Below are 15919 nucleotides of genomic sequence, written 5' to 3'. Positions count from 1 at the left end.
TGGGGGATGAAATCCCCCATTTTGCTGATAACGCTCTGGTTTAACTGGCTAATTATTCGCCAGATGCCTGAGCTTCCGGCTTGCCGTAAATCAACAGCGGCTTGGATTGGCCGGCGATGACCGACTCGTCGATCACCACTTTGTCTACGCTGTCCATCGACGGCAGATCGTACATGGTGTCGAGCAGCGCGCCTTCCACGATGGAACGCAGGCCGCGGGCGCCGGTTTTGCGCGCCATGGCTTTCTTGGCGATGGCGTTCAGCGCTTCGTCGCGGAACTCCAGCTCCACGCCTTCCAGATTGAACAGCGCCTGATACTGCTTGGTCAGGGCGTTCTTCGGCTCTTTCAGGATCTGAATCAGCGCATCTTCGCTCAGCTCGCTCAGGGTCGCCACCACCGGCAGACGGCCGATGAACTCTGGGATCAGACCGAACTTGATCAAATCTTCCGGTTCGGCCTGCAGCAGCAGTTCGCCCTCGGTCGCCTTCTCGGACTCGCCCTTGACGGTCGCGCCGAAGCCGATGCCGGAGCCGGTGTTGACGCGCTGACCGATCACCTTATCCAGGCCGGCGAAAGCGCCGCCGCAGATAAACAGGATCTTGGAGGTATCAACCTGCAGGAACTCCTGTTGCGGATGCTTGCGCCCACCCTGCGGCGGAACCGCGGCGATGGTGCCTTCAATCAGCTTCAGCAGCGCCTGCTGCACGCCTTCACCCGAGACGTCACGCGTGATCGACGGGTTATCGGACTTGCGGGAAATCTTATCGATTTCATCGATATAAACGATGCCGCGCTGCGCTTTCTGCACGTCATAGTCACATTTTTGCAACAGCTTCTGGATAATATTTTCCACGTCCTCGCCCACGTAACCGGCTTCGGTCAGCGTGGTGGCGTCGGCCATGGTGAACGGCACGTCCAGGAAGCGCGCCAGCGTTTCCGCCAGCAGGGTTTTACCGCTGCCGGTCGGGCCGATCAGCAAGATGTTGCTCTTGCCCAACTCGATACCGTTGCTGGTATCGCCGTTGCGCAGGCGTTTGTAGTGGTTGTACACCGCAACCGCCAGCACTTTCTTCGCCTGCTCCTGGCCGATGACGTAGTCATCCAGGTGGTGGCGAATTTCGTGCGGCGTCGGCAGCGCACTGCGCTCACGATGCGGGGCAACTTCTTTAATCTCTTCGCGAATAATGTCGTTACACAGATCGACACATTCATCGCAGATATACACTGACGGCCCGGCAATCAGCTTACGCACTTCATGCTGGCTTTTGCCGCAAAAAGAGCAGTACAGCAGCTTTCCTGAACCGTCTTTGCGCTTATCTGTCATCAGTCAAACCTCTTCTTTAGTCTTGTCCCGCAGGAAAATCACGGCGGCAGTGCGCCCAAACTCATATCGGGAACGCCGAGGGGCCACAACAGAGCGAGCCCCTGCCCACTCTGATTACTATAGTCCATCGGCGCCGCGTGGTTCTAGCTGCGGTGTGTCAGAATGCCGTCAACCAGGCCGTATTCCACGGCTTCTTCCGCGGTCATAAAGCGATCGCGCTCGGTGTCGCGCTCGATCTGCTCCAGCGGCTGGCCGGTATGCTCGGCCATCAGTTCGTTCATGCGCGCTTTCACCTTAAGGATTTCACGCGCATGGATTTCGATGTCCGTCGCCTGGCCCTGGTAGCCGCCCAGCGGCTGGTGAATCATCACGCGCGAGTTAGGCAGGCAGAAACGTTTGCCTTTGGCACCCGCGGTCAGCAGGAAGGAGCCCATCGAGCACGCCTGGCCCATACAGATGGTGCTGACGTCCGGCTTGATGAACTTCATGGTGTCGTAAATCGACATGCCCGCGGTAATTACCCCACCCGGCGAGTTGATGTAGAGGTAAATGTCTTTTTCCGGGCTTTCCGCTTCGAGGAACAGCATTTGCGCCACGATCAGGTTGGCCATGTGATCTTCCACCTGGCCGGTCAGGAAAATGATGCGCTCTTTCAGCAGGCGGGAATAGATGTCGTAAGAACGCTCCCCGCGTGAAGTCTGCTCTACCACCATCGGCACCAGCGCCATGTTCGGTGCAAATTGATCTCGTTCGCCACTGTATGACATTACCGTCTCCTAATAGAAATTGCCTTGGCGGCCAGGGTGTCACCCTAATACGCCGATTCTACTTGAGAACGGCCATGATGACTATGCTCAAGCATTCGACCCGCGCCACACGTACCCGACGGTTATTTCATCCCGCGCACTTTGGCAAACAGCCCCAGAATTATTCTTAACAGATTGGGGGATCCCGGCGCGATTTCAAGCCCAGAGGCCGATTTTCTCCGCGCGCCGAAAACGATGCCGTTATTCTGACCGTTATCATGCCAGCCAGTTCCCCAGGCAACAGGGTAAATATAGTGCATATTGCCCCGCTTAACCTGAGATTAATCAGCAACGTGGCAAAAAGAAAAGCCCGCAACCTGAGGTTGCGGGCTTTTTCATCGTGCGCCGGTTCGCCAGGCGAAACCGGGGGCGCCGTTCATCGCGCCCGGCACGCCGGCATTACGCCTGTTGAGTCTGGTTCATCAGCTCGCTGAAGGTAGTGGCTTTTTCAGTCACTTTCGCTTTTGCCAGCAGGGCTTCAACCGCTTGCTCTTCCAGAGCCACGTTGCGCATGTTGTTCATCAGCTCTTTGTTTTTGCTGTAGAACTCGATGACTTCGCTCGGATCTTCGTAGGCAGAAGCCATTTCTTCGATCAGCGTCTTCACGCGGTCTTCGTCAGCTTTCAGATCGTTGGTGCTGATCACTTCGCCCAGCAGCAGGCCAACCACTACGCGGCGTTTCGCTTGCTCTTCGAACAGCTCGCGTGGCAGTTCCAGCGCTTGCTTCTCGTTGCCGCCGAAACGCTGTGCAGCCTGGCGACGCAGTACGTCGATTTCGCCGTCGATCAGGGCAGCAGGCACGTCGATTTCGTTCGCGCTCACCAGACCGTCGATCGCCTGAGACTTGATGCGGTTACGCACGGCGCCTTTCAGCTCGCGCTCCATGTTCTTGCGAACTTCGGTGCGCAGGCCGGCAACGGAACCGTCCGCCACGCCGAAACGCTTGATGAACTCTTCGGTCAGTTCCGGCAGCTCGCGCTCTTCAACTTTCTTCAGCACGATAGCGAATTTGGCCGCTTTGCCCTTCAGGTTTTCCGCGTGGTAATCTTCTGGGAAGTTCACGTCGATGGAGAACTCTTCGCCCGCTTTGTGACCGACCAGGCCTTCTTCGAAGCCTGGGATCATGCGGCCCTGGCCCATTGCCAGTACGAAGTCGGACGCTTTGCCGCCTTCGAACTCTTCACCGTCGATAGAACCAGTGAAGTCAACGGTCACGCGATCTTCAGCTTCCGCTGCGCGATCGGTTTCTTTCCAGGTCGCCTGCTGCTTGCGCAGAGTGTCCAGCATCGCGTCGACGTCTTCGTCGTTCACTTCAACCACTGGTTTTTCAACTTCGATGTTTTCCAGGCCTTTCAGCTCAACTTCTGGATACACTTCGAATTCAACGGCGAAAGTGAAGTCTTCACCTTCTTTGTACTCGCCCGGCACGTAGTTTGGTGCGCCGGCCGGATTAATCTTTTCTTTGATGATCGCGTCAACGAAGCTGCGCTGCATCGCTTCGCCCAGCACGTCCTGACGAACAGAGGCGCCGTAACGCTGTTCCACGATGTTCATCGGCACTTTGCCTTTGCGGAAGCCGTCGATACGCACGCTTTTCGCTGCGTTGATCAGCTCTTTCTTCACCGCCTGCTTGATAGTATCAGCCGGTACAGTAATAGAGAGACGGCGCCCAAGGCCTTGAGTGGTTTCTACTGAAACTTGCATCTTGTTACCTCAAAAAAATCACAGTGCTCGGTCAACTCCGTTCCAAGAACCAGGACGGCTACAAATAAGAACCGAGTTCCCTGATGACAGAAGCGTCCCGAAACCATTCCGGAAAAATAAGACGCGACATTATAGCGGCGCATGCATGGCGAGTCGAGGAAAGCTAGGCGGCGCAGGCGCGCTAAAACTCACACTTTTGCCGATTCAATCGCCAAAAGGCCGCCAAAACAGACCGAACGTTGGCCATATTGCGCGTCGGCCGTGTCGTCGTCAAAAACAGAAACGGCCCGCAGGCCGTTTCAAAATTCGTCAGTAGTAATACCCTAATTCGAGGGCAAAGTTCCACTGATACCTGAAAATTTCCCCCTCAGGCCAGCGTCCCGGCACCGCGGCACGGCGGCGAGGCCGGCACGGTATCCTGCAATCCTTCCCACTCTTTGAGCGTATAGGTGTGCAGCGCCAGCGCGTGTACGCCATCGGCCAGCTCCTCCGACAGTACGCCGTAGATAGAGCGGTGACGCGTCAAAAACCGTTCGCCGACGAAGCGATCGCTGACCAATACCACTTTGAAATGACTTTCTGAACCCGCCGGAACGTTATGACGATAGCTTTCATCAACGACTTCCAGATACGCGGGCTCAAACGCCGCCCTTAACTTTGCTTCTATTTGCTCGCGAATCATAGGATCTCCTTACAACACCGGCAGAGGACCGTGCCCATCTAGTTCAATATTAGCCGGTTTTCCCCCGTTTAGACCATCACCGGGACAAATTTCTCTTTTCTGCGGTCAGATGATGAGCGTCATCCCCGCCGCTTGGGGGATTATCCGATTGAGCGGGCCAAAAAAGCGTGTTTTTATCAACGGCAGGTAAAAATTTGTCACTCAGGCGCCTTCCGCGCTTCCACCGCACGGCGGCGATGCTATGATGTCGGCAATTTGTTGTCGGCTATCCCGCTCTGATTATTGCTAAATCCATCGAGAATGAGACAGAAAACATGTTAAAGAAACTTTGTCTTCCTTTGCTGGCCGCCCTGCTGCTGGCCGGTTGCGCGACCAGCAGCAACACCCTGAACGTCACGCCGAAAATCGTTCTGCCGCAGCAGGATCCTACCCTGCAGGGCATCACCATCAGCATCAACGGCGCGGATCAGCGCACCGATCAGGCGCTGGCCAAGGTGAATCGCGACGGCCAACTGGTCACGCTGACGCCATCGCGCGATCTGCGTTTCCTGCTGCAGGAAGTGCTGGAGAAACAGATGGGCGCTCGCGGCTACATGATCGGCGCCGACGGCCCGGTGGCGCTGCAGATCGTCGTCAATAACCTGTACGCGGACGTTTCCGAAGGTAACCTGCGCTACAACATCACCACCAAAGCCGACATCTCGATCATCGCCCAGGCGAAGAACGGCAACAAGCAGGTGAAAAATTACCGCTCGACGTATAACGTGCAGGGCGCCTTCACGGCCACCAACGAGAAGATCACCGACGCCGTCAACTCCGTGCTGGGCGACGTGATCGCCGACATGGCGCAGGACACCAGCGTCAACGACTTTATCAAGCAAAACGCGCGCTAATCGACGCGCCTTGCGCCGCCCGGCGGATCGGGCGGCGCAGACAGGGAACTCATGTCGAAACACTATCTGAACATCTTCACCCAGCGTAACTCCGCCATTCTGCTGCTGCTGGGCTTCGCGTCGGGTCTGCCGCTGGCATTGACCTCCGGCACGCTGCAAGCCTGGATGACCGTCGAAAACATCGATCTGAAGACCATCGGCATTTTCTCGCTGGTGGGCCAGGCCTACGTATTCAAATTCCTCTGGTCGCCGTTCATGGACCGCTATACCCCGCCGTTTCTCGGGCGGCGGCGCGGTTGGCTGCTGATCAGCCAGCTGCTGCTGGTGGCGGCGATCGTGGCGATGGGCTTCATGCAGCCCGCGCAGCACCTGTGGTGGCTGGCGGCGTTGGCGGTGCTGGTGGCGTTCTGCTCCGCCTCGCAAGATATCGTGTTCGACGCTTATAAAACCGACCTGCTGAAAGCCGAAGAGCGCGGGGCGGGTGCGGCGATCTCGGTGCTGGGCTACCGGCTGGCGATGCTGGTTTCCGGCGGCCTGGCGCTGTGGCTGGCGGATCGCTATTTCGGCTGGCAGGCCACCTACTGGCTGATGGCCGGATTGATGCTGATCGGCGTGGCCGCCACGCTGATGGCGCCGGAGCCCGATGAAAGCATCCCGGCACCGCGCACCATGGAACAGGCGGTCGTCGCGCCGCTGCGTGATTTCTTCGGCCGCAACAACGCCTGGCTGATCCTGCTGCTGATCGTGATGTACAAAATGGGCGACGCCTTCGCCGGCAGCCTGAGCACCACGTTCCTGATCCGCGGCGTGGGGTTCGACGCCGGTGAAGTCGGGCTGGTCAACAAAACGCTCGGCCTGTTCGCCACCATCGTCGGCGCCCTGTTCGGCGGCGTGCTGATGCAGCGTCTCACCCTGTTCCGCGCACTGATGCTGTTCGGCGTCCTGCAGGCGGTCTCCAACCTCGGGTATTGGATCCTGGCGGTGACCGACAAGAGCCTGCTCACCATGGGCAGCGCCATCTTCCTCGAAAACCTGTGCGGCGGCATGGGCACCGCGGCCTTCGTAGCGCTGCTGATGACGCTGTGCAACCGTTCGTTCTCCGCCACCCAGTTCGCGCTGCTGTCGGCGCTGTCCGCCGTGGGGCGCGTCTATGTCGGCCCGATCGCCGGCTGGTTCGTCGAAGCCCACGGCTGGCCGTTGTTCTACCTGTTCTCTATCGCAGCAGCCCTGCCCGGCTTGCTGCTGCTCGGCATCTGCCGCCAGACGCTGGAACACACCCAGCAACATGGCGACTTTATGCCGCGCACCGAGTTTTCCGGATCTTACCGCTGGGCGCTGCGCCTGCTGACGCTGGGCTGTTCGCTGTTGGGCCTGTGGTTGCTGTTGCTGATCGCCAATGCGCTGGACTGGACGCAGGCACCGCTGTTGGCCGATCGGCTGCTGCAGGTCGGCGCCGCGCTGAGCCTGCTCGGCGTCGCGATGGGCAGCGCGCTGGATTACCTGGCCCTGCGCCGCACCCGTTTGGCATAATCTGACCGGCCGGCGATTTCGCCGGCCGAAAAAAAAGCGATCCGCGGGTATATTTATTTTGGTAAAAAAAGATAATCGACGCGGAAATTATTTTTTTATCCGACTGCCGCACTCGGAAATAAAATTAAATTCACCTTTAAGACACAATTATTTTACATTAAATAAACCTTTTCTGCGTATTTCCCCGCCGCGCATTTCTTCGCCAAATTCATCATACCTTTAGTTTTCCTTAACATACGGGCTGCTCGTCACGATTCAGCGTGCCAACGCGTTGTTGTCATTGGTAAATTGTCACGCAGGGTTACATCTGTGACCCCCTTAACAGAAAGTGTCAACAAGCCGCTGACACTCCCTTAAGCATGTTTACAGTACTGCAACCTTCCCGTAAAATGCCCGCACACATGAAACGACAATTGAGCCTTTGTTATTGAGGTCGTTAGATGAGACTTAAGAAATACAATAAAAGTATTGGGATGCTGTCATTAATCGCAGCCACTGTATTGCTCAGTGGTTGCGATATGGTTTTGATGAATCCCAAAGGAGCAATTGGTGTTGAGCAACGGACACTGATTATCACTGCAATCGCGTTGATGTTGATCGTGGTGGTGCCAGTTATCTTCATGGCGTTCGCCTTTGCCTGGAAGTATCGCGCTTCCAACAAAGACGCCAAGTACAGTCCGAACTGGGCCCACTCCAACAAGATCGAAGCGGTCGTCTGGACCATTCCTATCATTATCATCGCCATCCTTGGCACCATTACCTGGAAGACTACCCACGAACTCGACCCGTTCAAGCCGATTGTCACCGACAAGAAGCCGATGACGATCGAAGTGGTGTCGCTCGACTGGAAATGGCTGTTCATCTACCCGGAACAAGGCATTGCGACTGTTAATGAGCTGGCTTTCCCGAAAGATGTTCCAGTCGAATTCAAGATCACCTCTAACTCGGTAATGAACTCGTTCTTTATCCCGCAGTTGGGTGGACAGATTTATGCGATGGCCGGCATGCAGACCAAACTGCACCTGATCGGCAACGAAGCCGGTGCCTACAAGGGCATCTCCAGCAGCTACAGCGGCGCAGGCTTCTCCGGTATGAAATTCACCGCGATCGTTACCCCGACCGAAGGCGACTTCGATCAGTGGGTGGCCAAGGTGAAGGCATCGTCTAAAAACCTGAACACCACCGACGACTTTAACAAACTGGCAGAGCCGAGTGAAAACAACCCGGTTGAGTACTTTGCCGCTGTCAAACCGAATTTGTTCAAAGAAACAATTGCCAAATTCATGGGCGACATGGATATGCACAAGGGCGCTGGCGCGCACGAAGGCATGGACATGAGCCAAGGTATGGACATGGGTGAACATGCTGCTCACGCCGGAGCCGAGGAATAACTGATGTTGGGAAAATTAACACTTGATGCGGTTCCGTACCACGAACCGATCATCATGGTCACCGTAGCCGCAATTATTGTCGGGGGCCTGGCAGTGCTGGCGCTGCTGACATATTTCGGCAAATGGAAGTGGCTGTGGAGCGAATGGCTGACTTCGGTCGACCATAAAAAAATTGGTATCATGTACATCATCGTGGCGATGGTCATGCTGCTGCGCGGCTTCGCCGACGCCATCATGATGCGTAGCCAGCAGGCGTTGGCATCCGCCGGCGAAGCCGGGTTCCTGCCGCCGCACCACTACGACCAGATCTTCACCGCGCACGGCGTTATCATGATCTTCTTCATGGCGATGCCTTTCGTGGTCGGCCTGATGAACGTCGTGGTGCCGCTGCAAATCGGTGCGCGCGACGTCGCCTTCCCGTTCCTGAACTCCCTGAGCTTCTGGTTCTTCGTGGTGGGCGTTGTGCTGATCAACATCTCCCTGGGGGTCGGTGAGTTCGCTCAGACCGGTTGGCTGGCGTATCCGCCGCTGTCCGGTAAAGAGTACAGTCCTGGCGTCGGGGTCGATTACTGGATCTGGAGTCTGCAGATTTCCGGTCTGGGTACCCTGCTGACCGGCGTGAACTTCTTCGCCACCATTCTGAAGATGCGTGCCCCTGGCATGCCTATGATGAAGATGCCGGTGTTCACCTGGGCGGCCCTGTGTACTAACGTCCTGATCATCGTTTCTTTCCCAATTCTGACCGTCACCATCGCGCTGCTGACCCTGGATCGCTATCTGGGCACCCATTTCTTCACCAATGATATGGGCGGCAACATGATGATGTACATCAACCTGATTTGGGCCTGGGGTCACCCAGAGGTGTATATCCTGGTTCTGCCAGTGTTCGGCGTGTTCTCCGAAGTCACCGCGACCTTCTCCAGAAAACGCCTGTTCGGCTATACCTCACTGGTATGGGCAACCATCGCGATCACCGTTCTGTCGTTCATCGTCTGGCTGCACCACTTCTTCACCATGGGGTCCGGCGCGAACGTTAACGCCTTCTTCGGTATCGCCACCATGATCATTTCCATCCCGACCGGGGTGAAAATCTTCAACTGGCTGTTCACCATGTATCAGGGCCGTATCAAGCTCAACTCCGCGATGCTGTGGACCGTTGGCTTCATCATCACCTTCTCCGTAGGTGGTATGACCGGCGTTCTGCTGGCGGTGCCGGGCGCGAACTTCGTGCTGCACAACAGCCTGTTCCTGATCGCTCACTTCCACAACGTCATCATCGGCGGCGTGGTGTTCGGTTGCTTCGCGGGCCTGACCTACTGGTTCCCGAAATCCTTCGGCTTCACGCTGAACGAAAAATGGGGCATCCGCGCGTTCTGGTTCTGGATCATCGGCTTCTTCACCGCCTTCATGCCGCTGTACGCATTGGGCTTTATGGGCATGACCCGTCGTATCAGCCAGAACATCAACCCTGAGTTCCACCCTCTGCTGCTGGTTGCAGCCGGCGGTGCGGCGCTGATCGCCTGCGGCATCCTGTGCCAGCTGATCCAGATCTTCGTCAGTATCCGTGACCGCGAACAGAACCGCGATCTGACCGGTGACCCATGGGGTGCTCGTACTCTGGAGTGGTCAACTTCGTCTCCACCGCCGTTCTATAACTTTGCCGTAGTGCCGCAGATTCATGACCGTGATGAATTCTGGGACATGAAAGAAAAAGGCGAAGCGTATAAGAAACCGGCTAAATACGAACCGATTCATATGCCTAAGAACACCGGCGCCGGCGTGATCATCGCCTTCTTCAGCCTGGTCTTCGGTTTCGCAATGATTTGGGAAATCTGGTGGATGGCTCTGGCCGGCTTCATCGGTATGATCGTTGTCTGGATCGGCAAGAGCTTCGATCACGATGTTGACTACTATGTGCAGGTTGATGAAATCGAGCGCATTGAGAACCAACACTACGAACAAATCCGTAAAGCAGGCGTGAACCATGTCAACTGAAACTCTGACCAATCATAACGCAGCCCATGCAGAGCATGGGCACCACGACGCGGGTGGAACCAAGGTCTTCGGATTCTGGATCTACCTGATGAGCGACTGTATTTTGTTTGCGAGCTTGTTCGCAACTTATGCAGTCCTGGTGAACGGGACCGCGGGCGGTCCCTCAGGCAAAGACATCTTCGACCTGAAGTTTGTCCTAGTCGAAACTTTCCTGCTGTTGTTCAGCTCCATCACCTACGGCATGGCGATGATCGCCATGAACAAGGGTAAAGTTGGCGGTGTAAACACCTGGCTGTTCCTGACCTTCCTGTTTGGTCTGGGCTTTGTGGCGATGGAAATCTATGAATTCCATCACCTGATCGCCGAAGGCTTCGGTCCGGATCGCAGCGCGTTCCTGTCCAGCTTCTTCGCGCTGGTCGGCACCCACGGTCTGCACGTAACTTCCGGCCTGATTTGGATCATCGTGATGATGATTCAGGTGAGCAAGTTCGGTCTGACCGCGACCAACAAAACCCGCCTGATGTGCCTGAGCCTGTTCTGGCACTTCCTGGACGTGGTCTGGATCTGCGTATTTACCGTTGTCTACCTGCTGGGGGTTATGTAATGAGCCATTCATCCCATGAAACCTCTCACGGCGGCGCAAGCCACGGCAGCGTGAAGTCATACCTGATCGGCTTTATCCTGTCGATCATCCTGACGGTAATTCCATTTGCGATGGTAATGAACGGCACTGCCTCTCATTCCACCATCCTGGCGGTTGTTGTCGGTATGGCGGTTATCCAGGTGATTGTTCACCTGGTTTACTTCCTGCACATGAACACCTCATCGGAAGAGCGCTGGAACCTGGTGGCATTGCTGTTCACCGCTATGATCATCGGTATCGTTGTTGTAGGTTCACTCTGGATTATGTACAACCTCAACATCAATATGATGGTCGATTAAGAGCTGAGCTGCACGTGATGATTAAGCAATACCTGCAAGTCACTAAACCAGGAATTATTTTCGGCAATTTAATTTCTGTCGTTGGGGGATTCCTGCTCGCTTCCAAAGGGAGCATCGACTATCCCCTGTTTCTCGCCACCCTGGTGGGTGTCTCGTTGGTGGTCGCGTCGGGCTGTGTGTTTAACAACTACATCGACCGCGACATCGACAAGAAAATGGAGAGAACGAAGAATCGGGTGCTGGTAAAAGGCCTGATCGCGCCGAGTGTCACCCTGGTTTATGCGACCGTGTTGGGTATTGCGGGCTTCGCGTTGCTGTATATCGCGGCCAACCCGCTGGCCATGTGGCTGGCGGTGATGGGCTTCGTGGTTTATGTCGGCGTTTACAGCCTGTACATGAAACGCCACTCGGTCTACGGCACGCTGATCGGCAGCCTGTCGGGCGCCGCGCCGCCGGTTATCGGCTATTGCGCGGTGACCAACGAGTTCGACGCCGGCGCGTTGATCCTGCTGGCTATCTTTAGCCTGTGGCAGATGCCGCATTCTTATGCGATCGCTATCTTCCGCTTTAAAGATTACCAGGCGGCCAACATTCCGGTCCTGCCGGTGGTGAAAGGCATTTCCGTCGCCAAGAACCACATCACGGTCTACATCCTGGCGTTTATGATCGCCACGCTGATGCTGACCCTGGTAGGTTATGCCGGCTACAAGTACCTGATCGTCGCTGCGGCGGTGAGCGTATGGTGGCTCGGCATGGCGCTGCGCGGTTACAAGACCGAAAACGACAGCGTCTGGGCGCGTAAACTGTTCGTGTTCTCCATCGTCGCCATCACCTCGCTGAGCGTGATGATGTCGATCGACTTCAGCGCCACGGCGGCGCCTGAAGCGCTGGTGACCTACGTTTGGTAAGCCAAATCATCTGTGAATGGGCCGCTTTTGCGGCCCATTTTATTTGTCACGCCGAAAAGCGGCCGAACTGTAATATCTGTTAAACAACATTCGATTTACCCCCCCTGCCCTGCACACTAAAATGACGCAGCTTTACAGAAGTCATGCCATCAGGCGCTGTTTCAACGTCTGATGGCATGGTTTTTACCGAGGTTTGATGTGAACGATAATTCAATGACCCCGCAGGAGCGCCGCGCCACCTGGGGATTGGGCACCGTATTCTCCCTGCGCATGCTCGGCATGTTTATGGTACTGCCGGTGCTGACCACCTACGGCATGGCGCTCAACGGCGCCAGCGAAGCGCTGATCGGCATCGCCATCGGCATCTACGGCCTGGCGCAGGCGGTGTTTCAAATCCCGTTCGGCCTGGTGTCCGATCGCATCGGCCGCAAGCCGCTGATCGTCGGCGGCCTGCTGATCTTTGCCCTCGGCAGCGTGATCGCCGCCGCGACCGATTCGATCTGGGGCGTGATCCTCGGCCGCGCGCTGCAAGGCTCCGGCGCGATCGCCGCCGCGGTCATGGCGCTGCTCTCCGATCTGACCCGCGAGCAGAACCGCACCAAGGCGATGGCGTTTATCGGCGTCAGCTTCGGCATCACCTTTGCCATCGCCATGGTATTGGGCCCTATCATCACCCACGCCTTCGGCCTGCATGCGCTGTTCTGGATGATCGCCGTACTGGCGCTGGCCGGCATTGTCATCACCCTGGCGGTAGTGCCTTCCGCCGACACTCACCTGCTGAACCGCGAGTCCAGCATCGTGCGCGGCAGCTTCCGCAAGGTGCTGAGCAACTCGCGCCTGCTGAAGCTCAACTTCGGCATCATGTGCCTGCATATCCTGCTGATGTCGAGCTTCGTGGCGCTACCGCTGGCGATGGAAAAAGCCGGGCTGGCGGCCAGCGAGCACTGGATCGTCTACCTGGTCACCATGCTGGTATCGTTCGCCGCCGTGGTGCCTTTCATCATCTATGCCGAAAAATATCGCCGCATGAAGCAGGTCTTTATGGGCTGCGTGGCAGTGCTGTTCTGCGCCGAAGTGCTGCTGTGGCTCTCCGGCGCGCACCTGTGGGGCATCATCGCCGGCGTGCAGCTGTTCTTCATGGCCTTCAACGTGATGGAAGCCATTCTGCCTTCGCTGATCAGCAAAGAGTCACCGGCCGGCTACAAGGGCACCGCGATGGGGGTCTACTCCACCAGCCAGTTTATCGGCGTGGCGATCGGCGGCAGCCTCGGCGGCTGGCTGTACGGTTTGCAGGGGGCGGGCTTGGTGTTTATCGCCGGCGCCGTGCTGGCCGCGCTCTGGTTCCTGGTCAGCAGCACCATGAAAGAACCGCCGTATGTCAGCAGCCTGCGCATTACGCTGTCGGAACTGGCGGTGAAAGATTCGGCGCTGGAAAGCCGCCTTAAGGCGCAGCCCGGCGTGGCCGAGGCGATCGTAGTGCCGGAAGAGCGCAGCGCCTACGTCAAGGTGGATACCAAGCAGACCAATCGCGGTCAGCTGGAAGCGCTGGTCAATTCGCTGTAAAGAATCAGGGCCGGCAATGCCGGCCCTGTAGAGATTAATCGCGGAAGTTCTTGAACTGGAACGGCTGCCCCAGATCGCCGCCGCGCACCAGCGCCATCACGCTCTGCAAATCGTCGCGTGACTTACCGGTCACCCGCACTTCTTCGCCCTGGATCTGCGCCTGCACCTTCAGCTTGCTGTCTTTGATCAGCTTGACGATTTTCTTCGCCACAGAGGTTTCAATCCCCTGCTTCAGCTTGGCTTCCACGCTGTAGGTTTTACCGCTGTGGGTAAACTCTTCCGGGATCTCCAGCGCGGCGCCGTCGATGCTGCGCTTGCTCAGCTTTTCGCGCAGAATATCGAGCAGCTGCTGCACCTGGAAATCAGACTCGGTGGCAACCTTGATGCTTTGGTCTTTCTCGTTTAGCTCAAAGCTGGCCGGCACGTTGCGAAAATCCCAGCGGGTGCCGAGATCGCGGGTGGCGTTCTCAACGGCGTTACGCACTTCCTGCATATCAATTTCGGAAACGATGTCGAAAGATGGCATACTTCTTCCTCCTGAATGAGTGCCTAATAGCTTAGGCGATTTTGATGCCGAGCATGATAACCGCTTTGCCGCCTCAGACAAAATCTGCTGAACGCACGCAGGGATAGCGCTTCGGGCTGCCATAAAGCCTATAGTTAATTCACGGTAATTGAGCGGTATTCCCGTGTTTCCAAGGAGACTGAATGAAAATAACCATTCTTGGTTGCGGCGCGCTCGGACAACTGTGGCTCTCCCGGCTGTATCAGCAGGGCCACGATGTACAGGGATGGCTAAGAGTGCCGCAGCCTTTTTGCGCGGTGAACGTGATAGAGCCGGAAGGCGTCTCGTTTAATCGCAACTTGCCCACTAACGATCCGCAGCACCTTGCGCAAAGCGAGCTGCTGCTGGTGACGCTGAAAGCCTGGCAGGTGTCCAGCGCGGTCAGCGCGCTGCTGCCGAAGCTGAACCCCCAGTGCGCCATTTTGCTGCTGCACAACGGCATGGGCACCCAAGAGGAGCTGCCGCCGAACGGCCAGCCGATCCTGCAGGGCACCACCACCCACGCCGCGCGCCACGAAGGCAGCACCATTATCCACGTCGCCACCGGCATCACCCACATCGGCCCGACCTCGCCGGCCGCCCAGCACCTCAGCCACCTGGCGGAAGTGCTGCATCAGGCGCTGCCCGACGTTGCCTGGCACAACAACATCGCCTCGGCCAACTGGCGCAAGCTGGCGGTCAACTGCGTGATCAACCCGCTGACGGCGCTGTACGGCTGCCGTAACGGCGATCTGCAGCGCTACCCGGAACAGATCGAAACGCTGTGCCGTGAAGTCGCCAGCGTGATGGCGATGGAGGGCTACCACACCTCCTGCGAAGGCCTGATGCAATACGTGATGGACGTGATCCACAGCACCGCCGACAACGTTTCGTCGATGCTGCAGGACATCCGCAGCCAGCGGCACACCGAGATCGACTACATCACCGGCTATCTGCTGCGCCGCGCGCGCAGCCACGGCCTCGCGCTGCCGGAGAATGCGCGGCTGTTTGAACTGATTAAACGAAAGGAAAATGAATATGAGCGTATCGGCGCTGGTCTGCCTGGCACCTGGTAGCGAAGAAACCGAAGCCGTCACCACCATCGATCTGCTGGTGCGGGCGGGCGTAAAAGTCACTACCGCCAGCGTTGCCGGCGACGGCGAGCTGACTATCGTCTGTTCGCGCGGCGTCAAGCTGCTGGCCGATGCGCCGCTGGTGGCGATCGTCGATGAGCCGTTCGACGCCATCGTGCTGCCCGGCGGCCTGAAAGGCGCGGAATGCTTCCGCGACAGCCCGCTGCTGGTGGAAAAAGTGCGGCAGATGCATCTGCAGGGCAACATCGTCGCCGCCATCTGCGCGGCACCGGCGCTGGTGCTGCAGCACCACGATCTGTTCCCGGTCGGCAACATGACCGGCTTCCCTGGCCTGAAAGACCAGATCCCGGCGGATAAATGGATGGAGCGCCGCGTGGTGTACGACACCCGCGTCAACCTGCTCACCAGCCAGGGGCCGGGCACCGCGATGGAGTTCGCGCTGAAGCTGATAGACCTGCTGCTCGGCAAGGCCAAAGCGGCGGAGATCGCCGCGCAGCTGGTGTTGATCCCGGGGATGTACGATTTTCGCGACTGAGCGGCTTG

General features: G+C 57.4%; 15 protein-coding genes. 10 read left to right on the top strand and 5 right to left on the bottom strand.

Annotation, left to right across the window (positions count from 1 at the left end):
* Window positions 1-52: 52 nt before the first annotated feature.
* The 4 genes from clpX to bolA form a co-directional block, all read right to left on the bottom strand.
* Window positions 53-1324 (bottom strand): ATP-dependent protease ATP-binding subunit ClpX, encoded by a 1272-nt coding sequence (clpX, locus tag EKL15_RS07940; protein WP_004940354.1) that lies wholly within the window; start codon window positions 1322-1324, stop codon window positions 53-55.
* Between the two features lie 143 nt (window positions 1325-1467).
* On the bottom strand, window positions 1468-2091 hold the full coding sequence (clpP, locus tag EKL15_RS07935; RefSeq protein WP_004940356.1) for an ATP-dependent Clp endopeptidase proteolytic subunit ClpP: 624 nt from the start codon (window positions 2089-2091) through the stop codon (window positions 1468-1470).
* 438 nt (window positions 2092-2529) lie between these two features.
* Window positions 2530-3834: a trigger factor gene (gene tig / locus EKL15_RS07930; protein WP_004940358.1), complete on the bottom strand. Its 1305-nt coding sequence runs from the start codon at window positions 3832-3834 to the stop codon at window positions 2530-2532.
* Window positions 3835-4201: 367 nt separating this feature from the next.
* Window positions 4202-4516 carry a transcriptional regulator BolA gene (gene bolA, locus EKL15_RS07925; RefSeq protein ID WP_004940361.1) on the bottom strand — a complete coding sequence of 105 codons (315 nt, stop codon included), beginning with the start codon at window positions 4514-4516 and terminating at the stop codon, window positions 4202-4204.
* A gap of 314 nt (window positions 4517-4830) precedes the next feature.
* Here bolA and EKL15_RS07920 point away from each other — a divergent pair, with 314 nt between their 5' ends.
* The 8 genes from EKL15_RS07920 (at window position 4831) to EKL15_RS07885 (ending at window position 13738) form a co-directional block, all read left to right on the top strand.
* The gene (locus tag EKL15_RS07920; RefSeq protein ID WP_025160064.1) at window positions 4831-5409 is read left to right on the top strand and encodes a lipoprotein; all 579 of its coding nucleotides are present in this window, start codon (window positions 4831-4833) and stop codon (window positions 5407-5409) included.
* A gap of 51 nt (window positions 5410-5460) precedes the next feature.
* Complete coding sequence (gene ampG, locus EKL15_RS07915; RefSeq protein WP_060423369.1) at window positions 5461-6939, top strand: muropeptide MFS transporter AmpG; 1479 nt, start codon at window positions 5461-5463, stop codon at window positions 6937-6939.
* Between the two features lie 440 nt (window positions 6940-7379).
* A complete protein-coding gene (cyoA, locus tag EKL15_RS07910; RefSeq protein WP_025301763.1) occupies window positions 7380-8330 on the top strand; it encodes a cytochrome o ubiquinol oxidase subunit II in 951 nt (316 codons plus the stop codon).
* A gap of 3 nt (window positions 8331-8333) precedes the next feature.
* Window positions 8334-10325 carry a cytochrome o ubiquinol oxidase subunit I gene (gene cyoB / locus EKL15_RS07905; RefSeq protein WP_033637313.1) on the top strand — a complete coding sequence of 664 codons (1992 nt, stop codon included), beginning with the start codon at window positions 8334-8336 and terminating at the stop codon, window positions 10323-10325.
* The gene (locus EKL15_RS07900) at window positions 10315-10929 is read left to right on the top strand and encodes a cytochrome o ubiquinol oxidase subunit III (RefSeq protein WP_100396221.1); all 615 of its coding nucleotides are present in this window, start codon (window positions 10315-10317) and stop codon (window positions 10927-10929) included. The genes cyoB and EKL15_RS07900 overlap by 11 nt, the downstream gene beginning before the upstream one ends.
* Window positions 10929-11267, top strand: a complete 339-nt coding sequence (locus EKL15_RS07895; protein ID WP_004940369.1) for a cytochrome o ubiquinol oxidase subunit IV — start codon at window positions 10929-10931, stop codon at window positions 11265-11267. Before EKL15_RS07900 ends, EKL15_RS07895 begins: the two co-directional genes overlap by 1 nt.
* A 17-nt stretch (window positions 11268-11284) precedes the next feature.
* Window positions 11285-12175, top strand: a complete 891-nt coding sequence (gene cyoE, locus EKL15_RS07890; protein WP_015376842.1) for a heme o synthase — start codon at window positions 11285-11287, stop codon at window positions 12173-12175.
* Between the two features lie 198 nt (window positions 12176-12373).
* Window positions 12374-13738: an MFS transporter gene (locus tag EKL15_RS07885; RefSeq protein ID WP_060423360.1), complete on the top strand. Its 1365-nt coding sequence runs from the start codon at window positions 12374-12376 to the stop codon at window positions 13736-13738.
* Between the two features lie 34 nt (window positions 13739-13772).
* Here EKL15_RS07885 and EKL15_RS07880 read toward each other — a convergent pair whose 3' ends face one another.
* A complete protein-coding gene (locus EKL15_RS07880; protein WP_025301759.1) occupies window positions 13773-14264 on the bottom strand; it encodes a YajQ family cyclic di-GMP-binding protein in 492 nt (163 codons plus the stop codon).
* A 182-nt stretch (window positions 14265-14446) separates the two neighbouring features.
* On the opposite strand from EKL15_RS07880, the gene panE reads away from it, so the two are divergent.
* Window positions 14447-15358, top strand: coding sequence for a 2-dehydropantoate 2-reductase (gene panE, locus EKL15_RS07875; RefSeq protein ID WP_060423353.1), 912 nt, complete (start codon window positions 14447-14449; stop codon window positions 15356-15358).
* Complete coding sequence (yajL, locus tag EKL15_RS07870; protein ID WP_197785991.1) at window positions 15321-15911, top strand: protein deglycase YajL; 591 nt, start codon at window positions 15321-15323, stop codon at window positions 15909-15911. Before panE ends, yajL begins: the two co-directional genes overlap by 38 nt.
* Window positions 15912-15919: the final 8 nt, after the last annotated feature.

This window comes from Serratia sp. 4542 (genome assembly GCF_016805595.1).
Taxonomy (GTDB): domain Bacteria; phylum Pseudomonadota; class Gammaproteobacteria; order Enterobacterales; family Enterobacteriaceae; genus Serratia; species Serratia nevei.
Note: the sequence above shows the minus strand (reverse complement) of the source record. Positions and strands in the feature narration are given on the sequence as shown.

Excerpts from the sequence above, each read along its gene's own strand:
- clpX (WP_004940354.1), bottom strand. The coding sequence starts at position 1,324 with ATGACAGATAAGCGCAAAGACGGTTCAGGAAAGCTGCTGTACTGCTCT.
- clpP (WP_004940356.1), bottom strand. The coding sequence starts at position 2,091 with ATGTCATACAGTGGCGAACGAGATCAATTTGCACCGAACATGGCGCTG.
- tig (WP_004940358.1), bottom strand. The coding sequence starts at position 3,834 with ATGCAAGTTTCAGTAGAAACCACTCAAGGCCTTGGGCGCCGTCTCTCT.
- bolA (WP_004940361.1), bottom strand. The coding sequence starts at position 4,516 with ATGATTCGCGAGCAAATAGAAGCAAAGTTAAGGGCGGCGTTTGAGCCC.
- EKL15_RS07920 (WP_025160064.1), top strand. The coding sequence starts at position 4,831 with ATGTTAAAGAAACTTTGTCTTCCTTTGCTGGCCGCCCTGCTGCTGGCC.
- ampG (WP_060423369.1), top strand. The coding sequence starts at position 5,461 with ATGTCGAAACACTATCTGAACATCTTCACCCAGCGTAACTCCGCCATT.
- cyoA (WP_025301763.1), top strand. The coding sequence starts at position 7,380 with ATGAGACTTAAGAAATACAATAAAAGTATTGGGATGCTGTCATTAATC.
- cyoB (WP_033637313.1), top strand. The coding sequence starts at position 8,334 with ATGTTGGGAAAATTAACACTTGATGCGGTTCCGTACCACGAACCGATC.
- EKL15_RS07900 (WP_100396221.1), top strand. The coding sequence starts at position 10,315 with ATGTCAACTGAAACTCTGACCAATCATAACGCAGCCCATGCAGAGCAT.
- EKL15_RS07895 (WP_004940369.1), top strand. The coding sequence starts at position 10,929 with ATGAGCCATTCATCCCATGAAACCTCTCACGGCGGCGCAAGCCACGGC.
- cyoE (WP_015376842.1), top strand. The coding sequence starts at position 11,285 with ATGATTAAGCAATACCTGCAAGTCACTAAACCAGGAATTATTTTCGGC.
- EKL15_RS07880 (WP_025301759.1), bottom strand. The coding sequence starts at position 14,264 with ATGCCATCTTTCGACATCGTTTCCGAAATTGATATGCAGGAAGTGCGT.
- panE (WP_060423353.1), top strand. The coding sequence starts at position 14,447 with ATGAAAATAACCATTCTTGGTTGCGGCGCGCTCGGACAACTGTGGCTC.
- yajL (WP_197785991.1), top strand. The coding sequence starts at position 15,321 with ATGAGCGTATCGGCGCTGGTCTGCCTGGCACCTGGTAGCGAAGAAACC.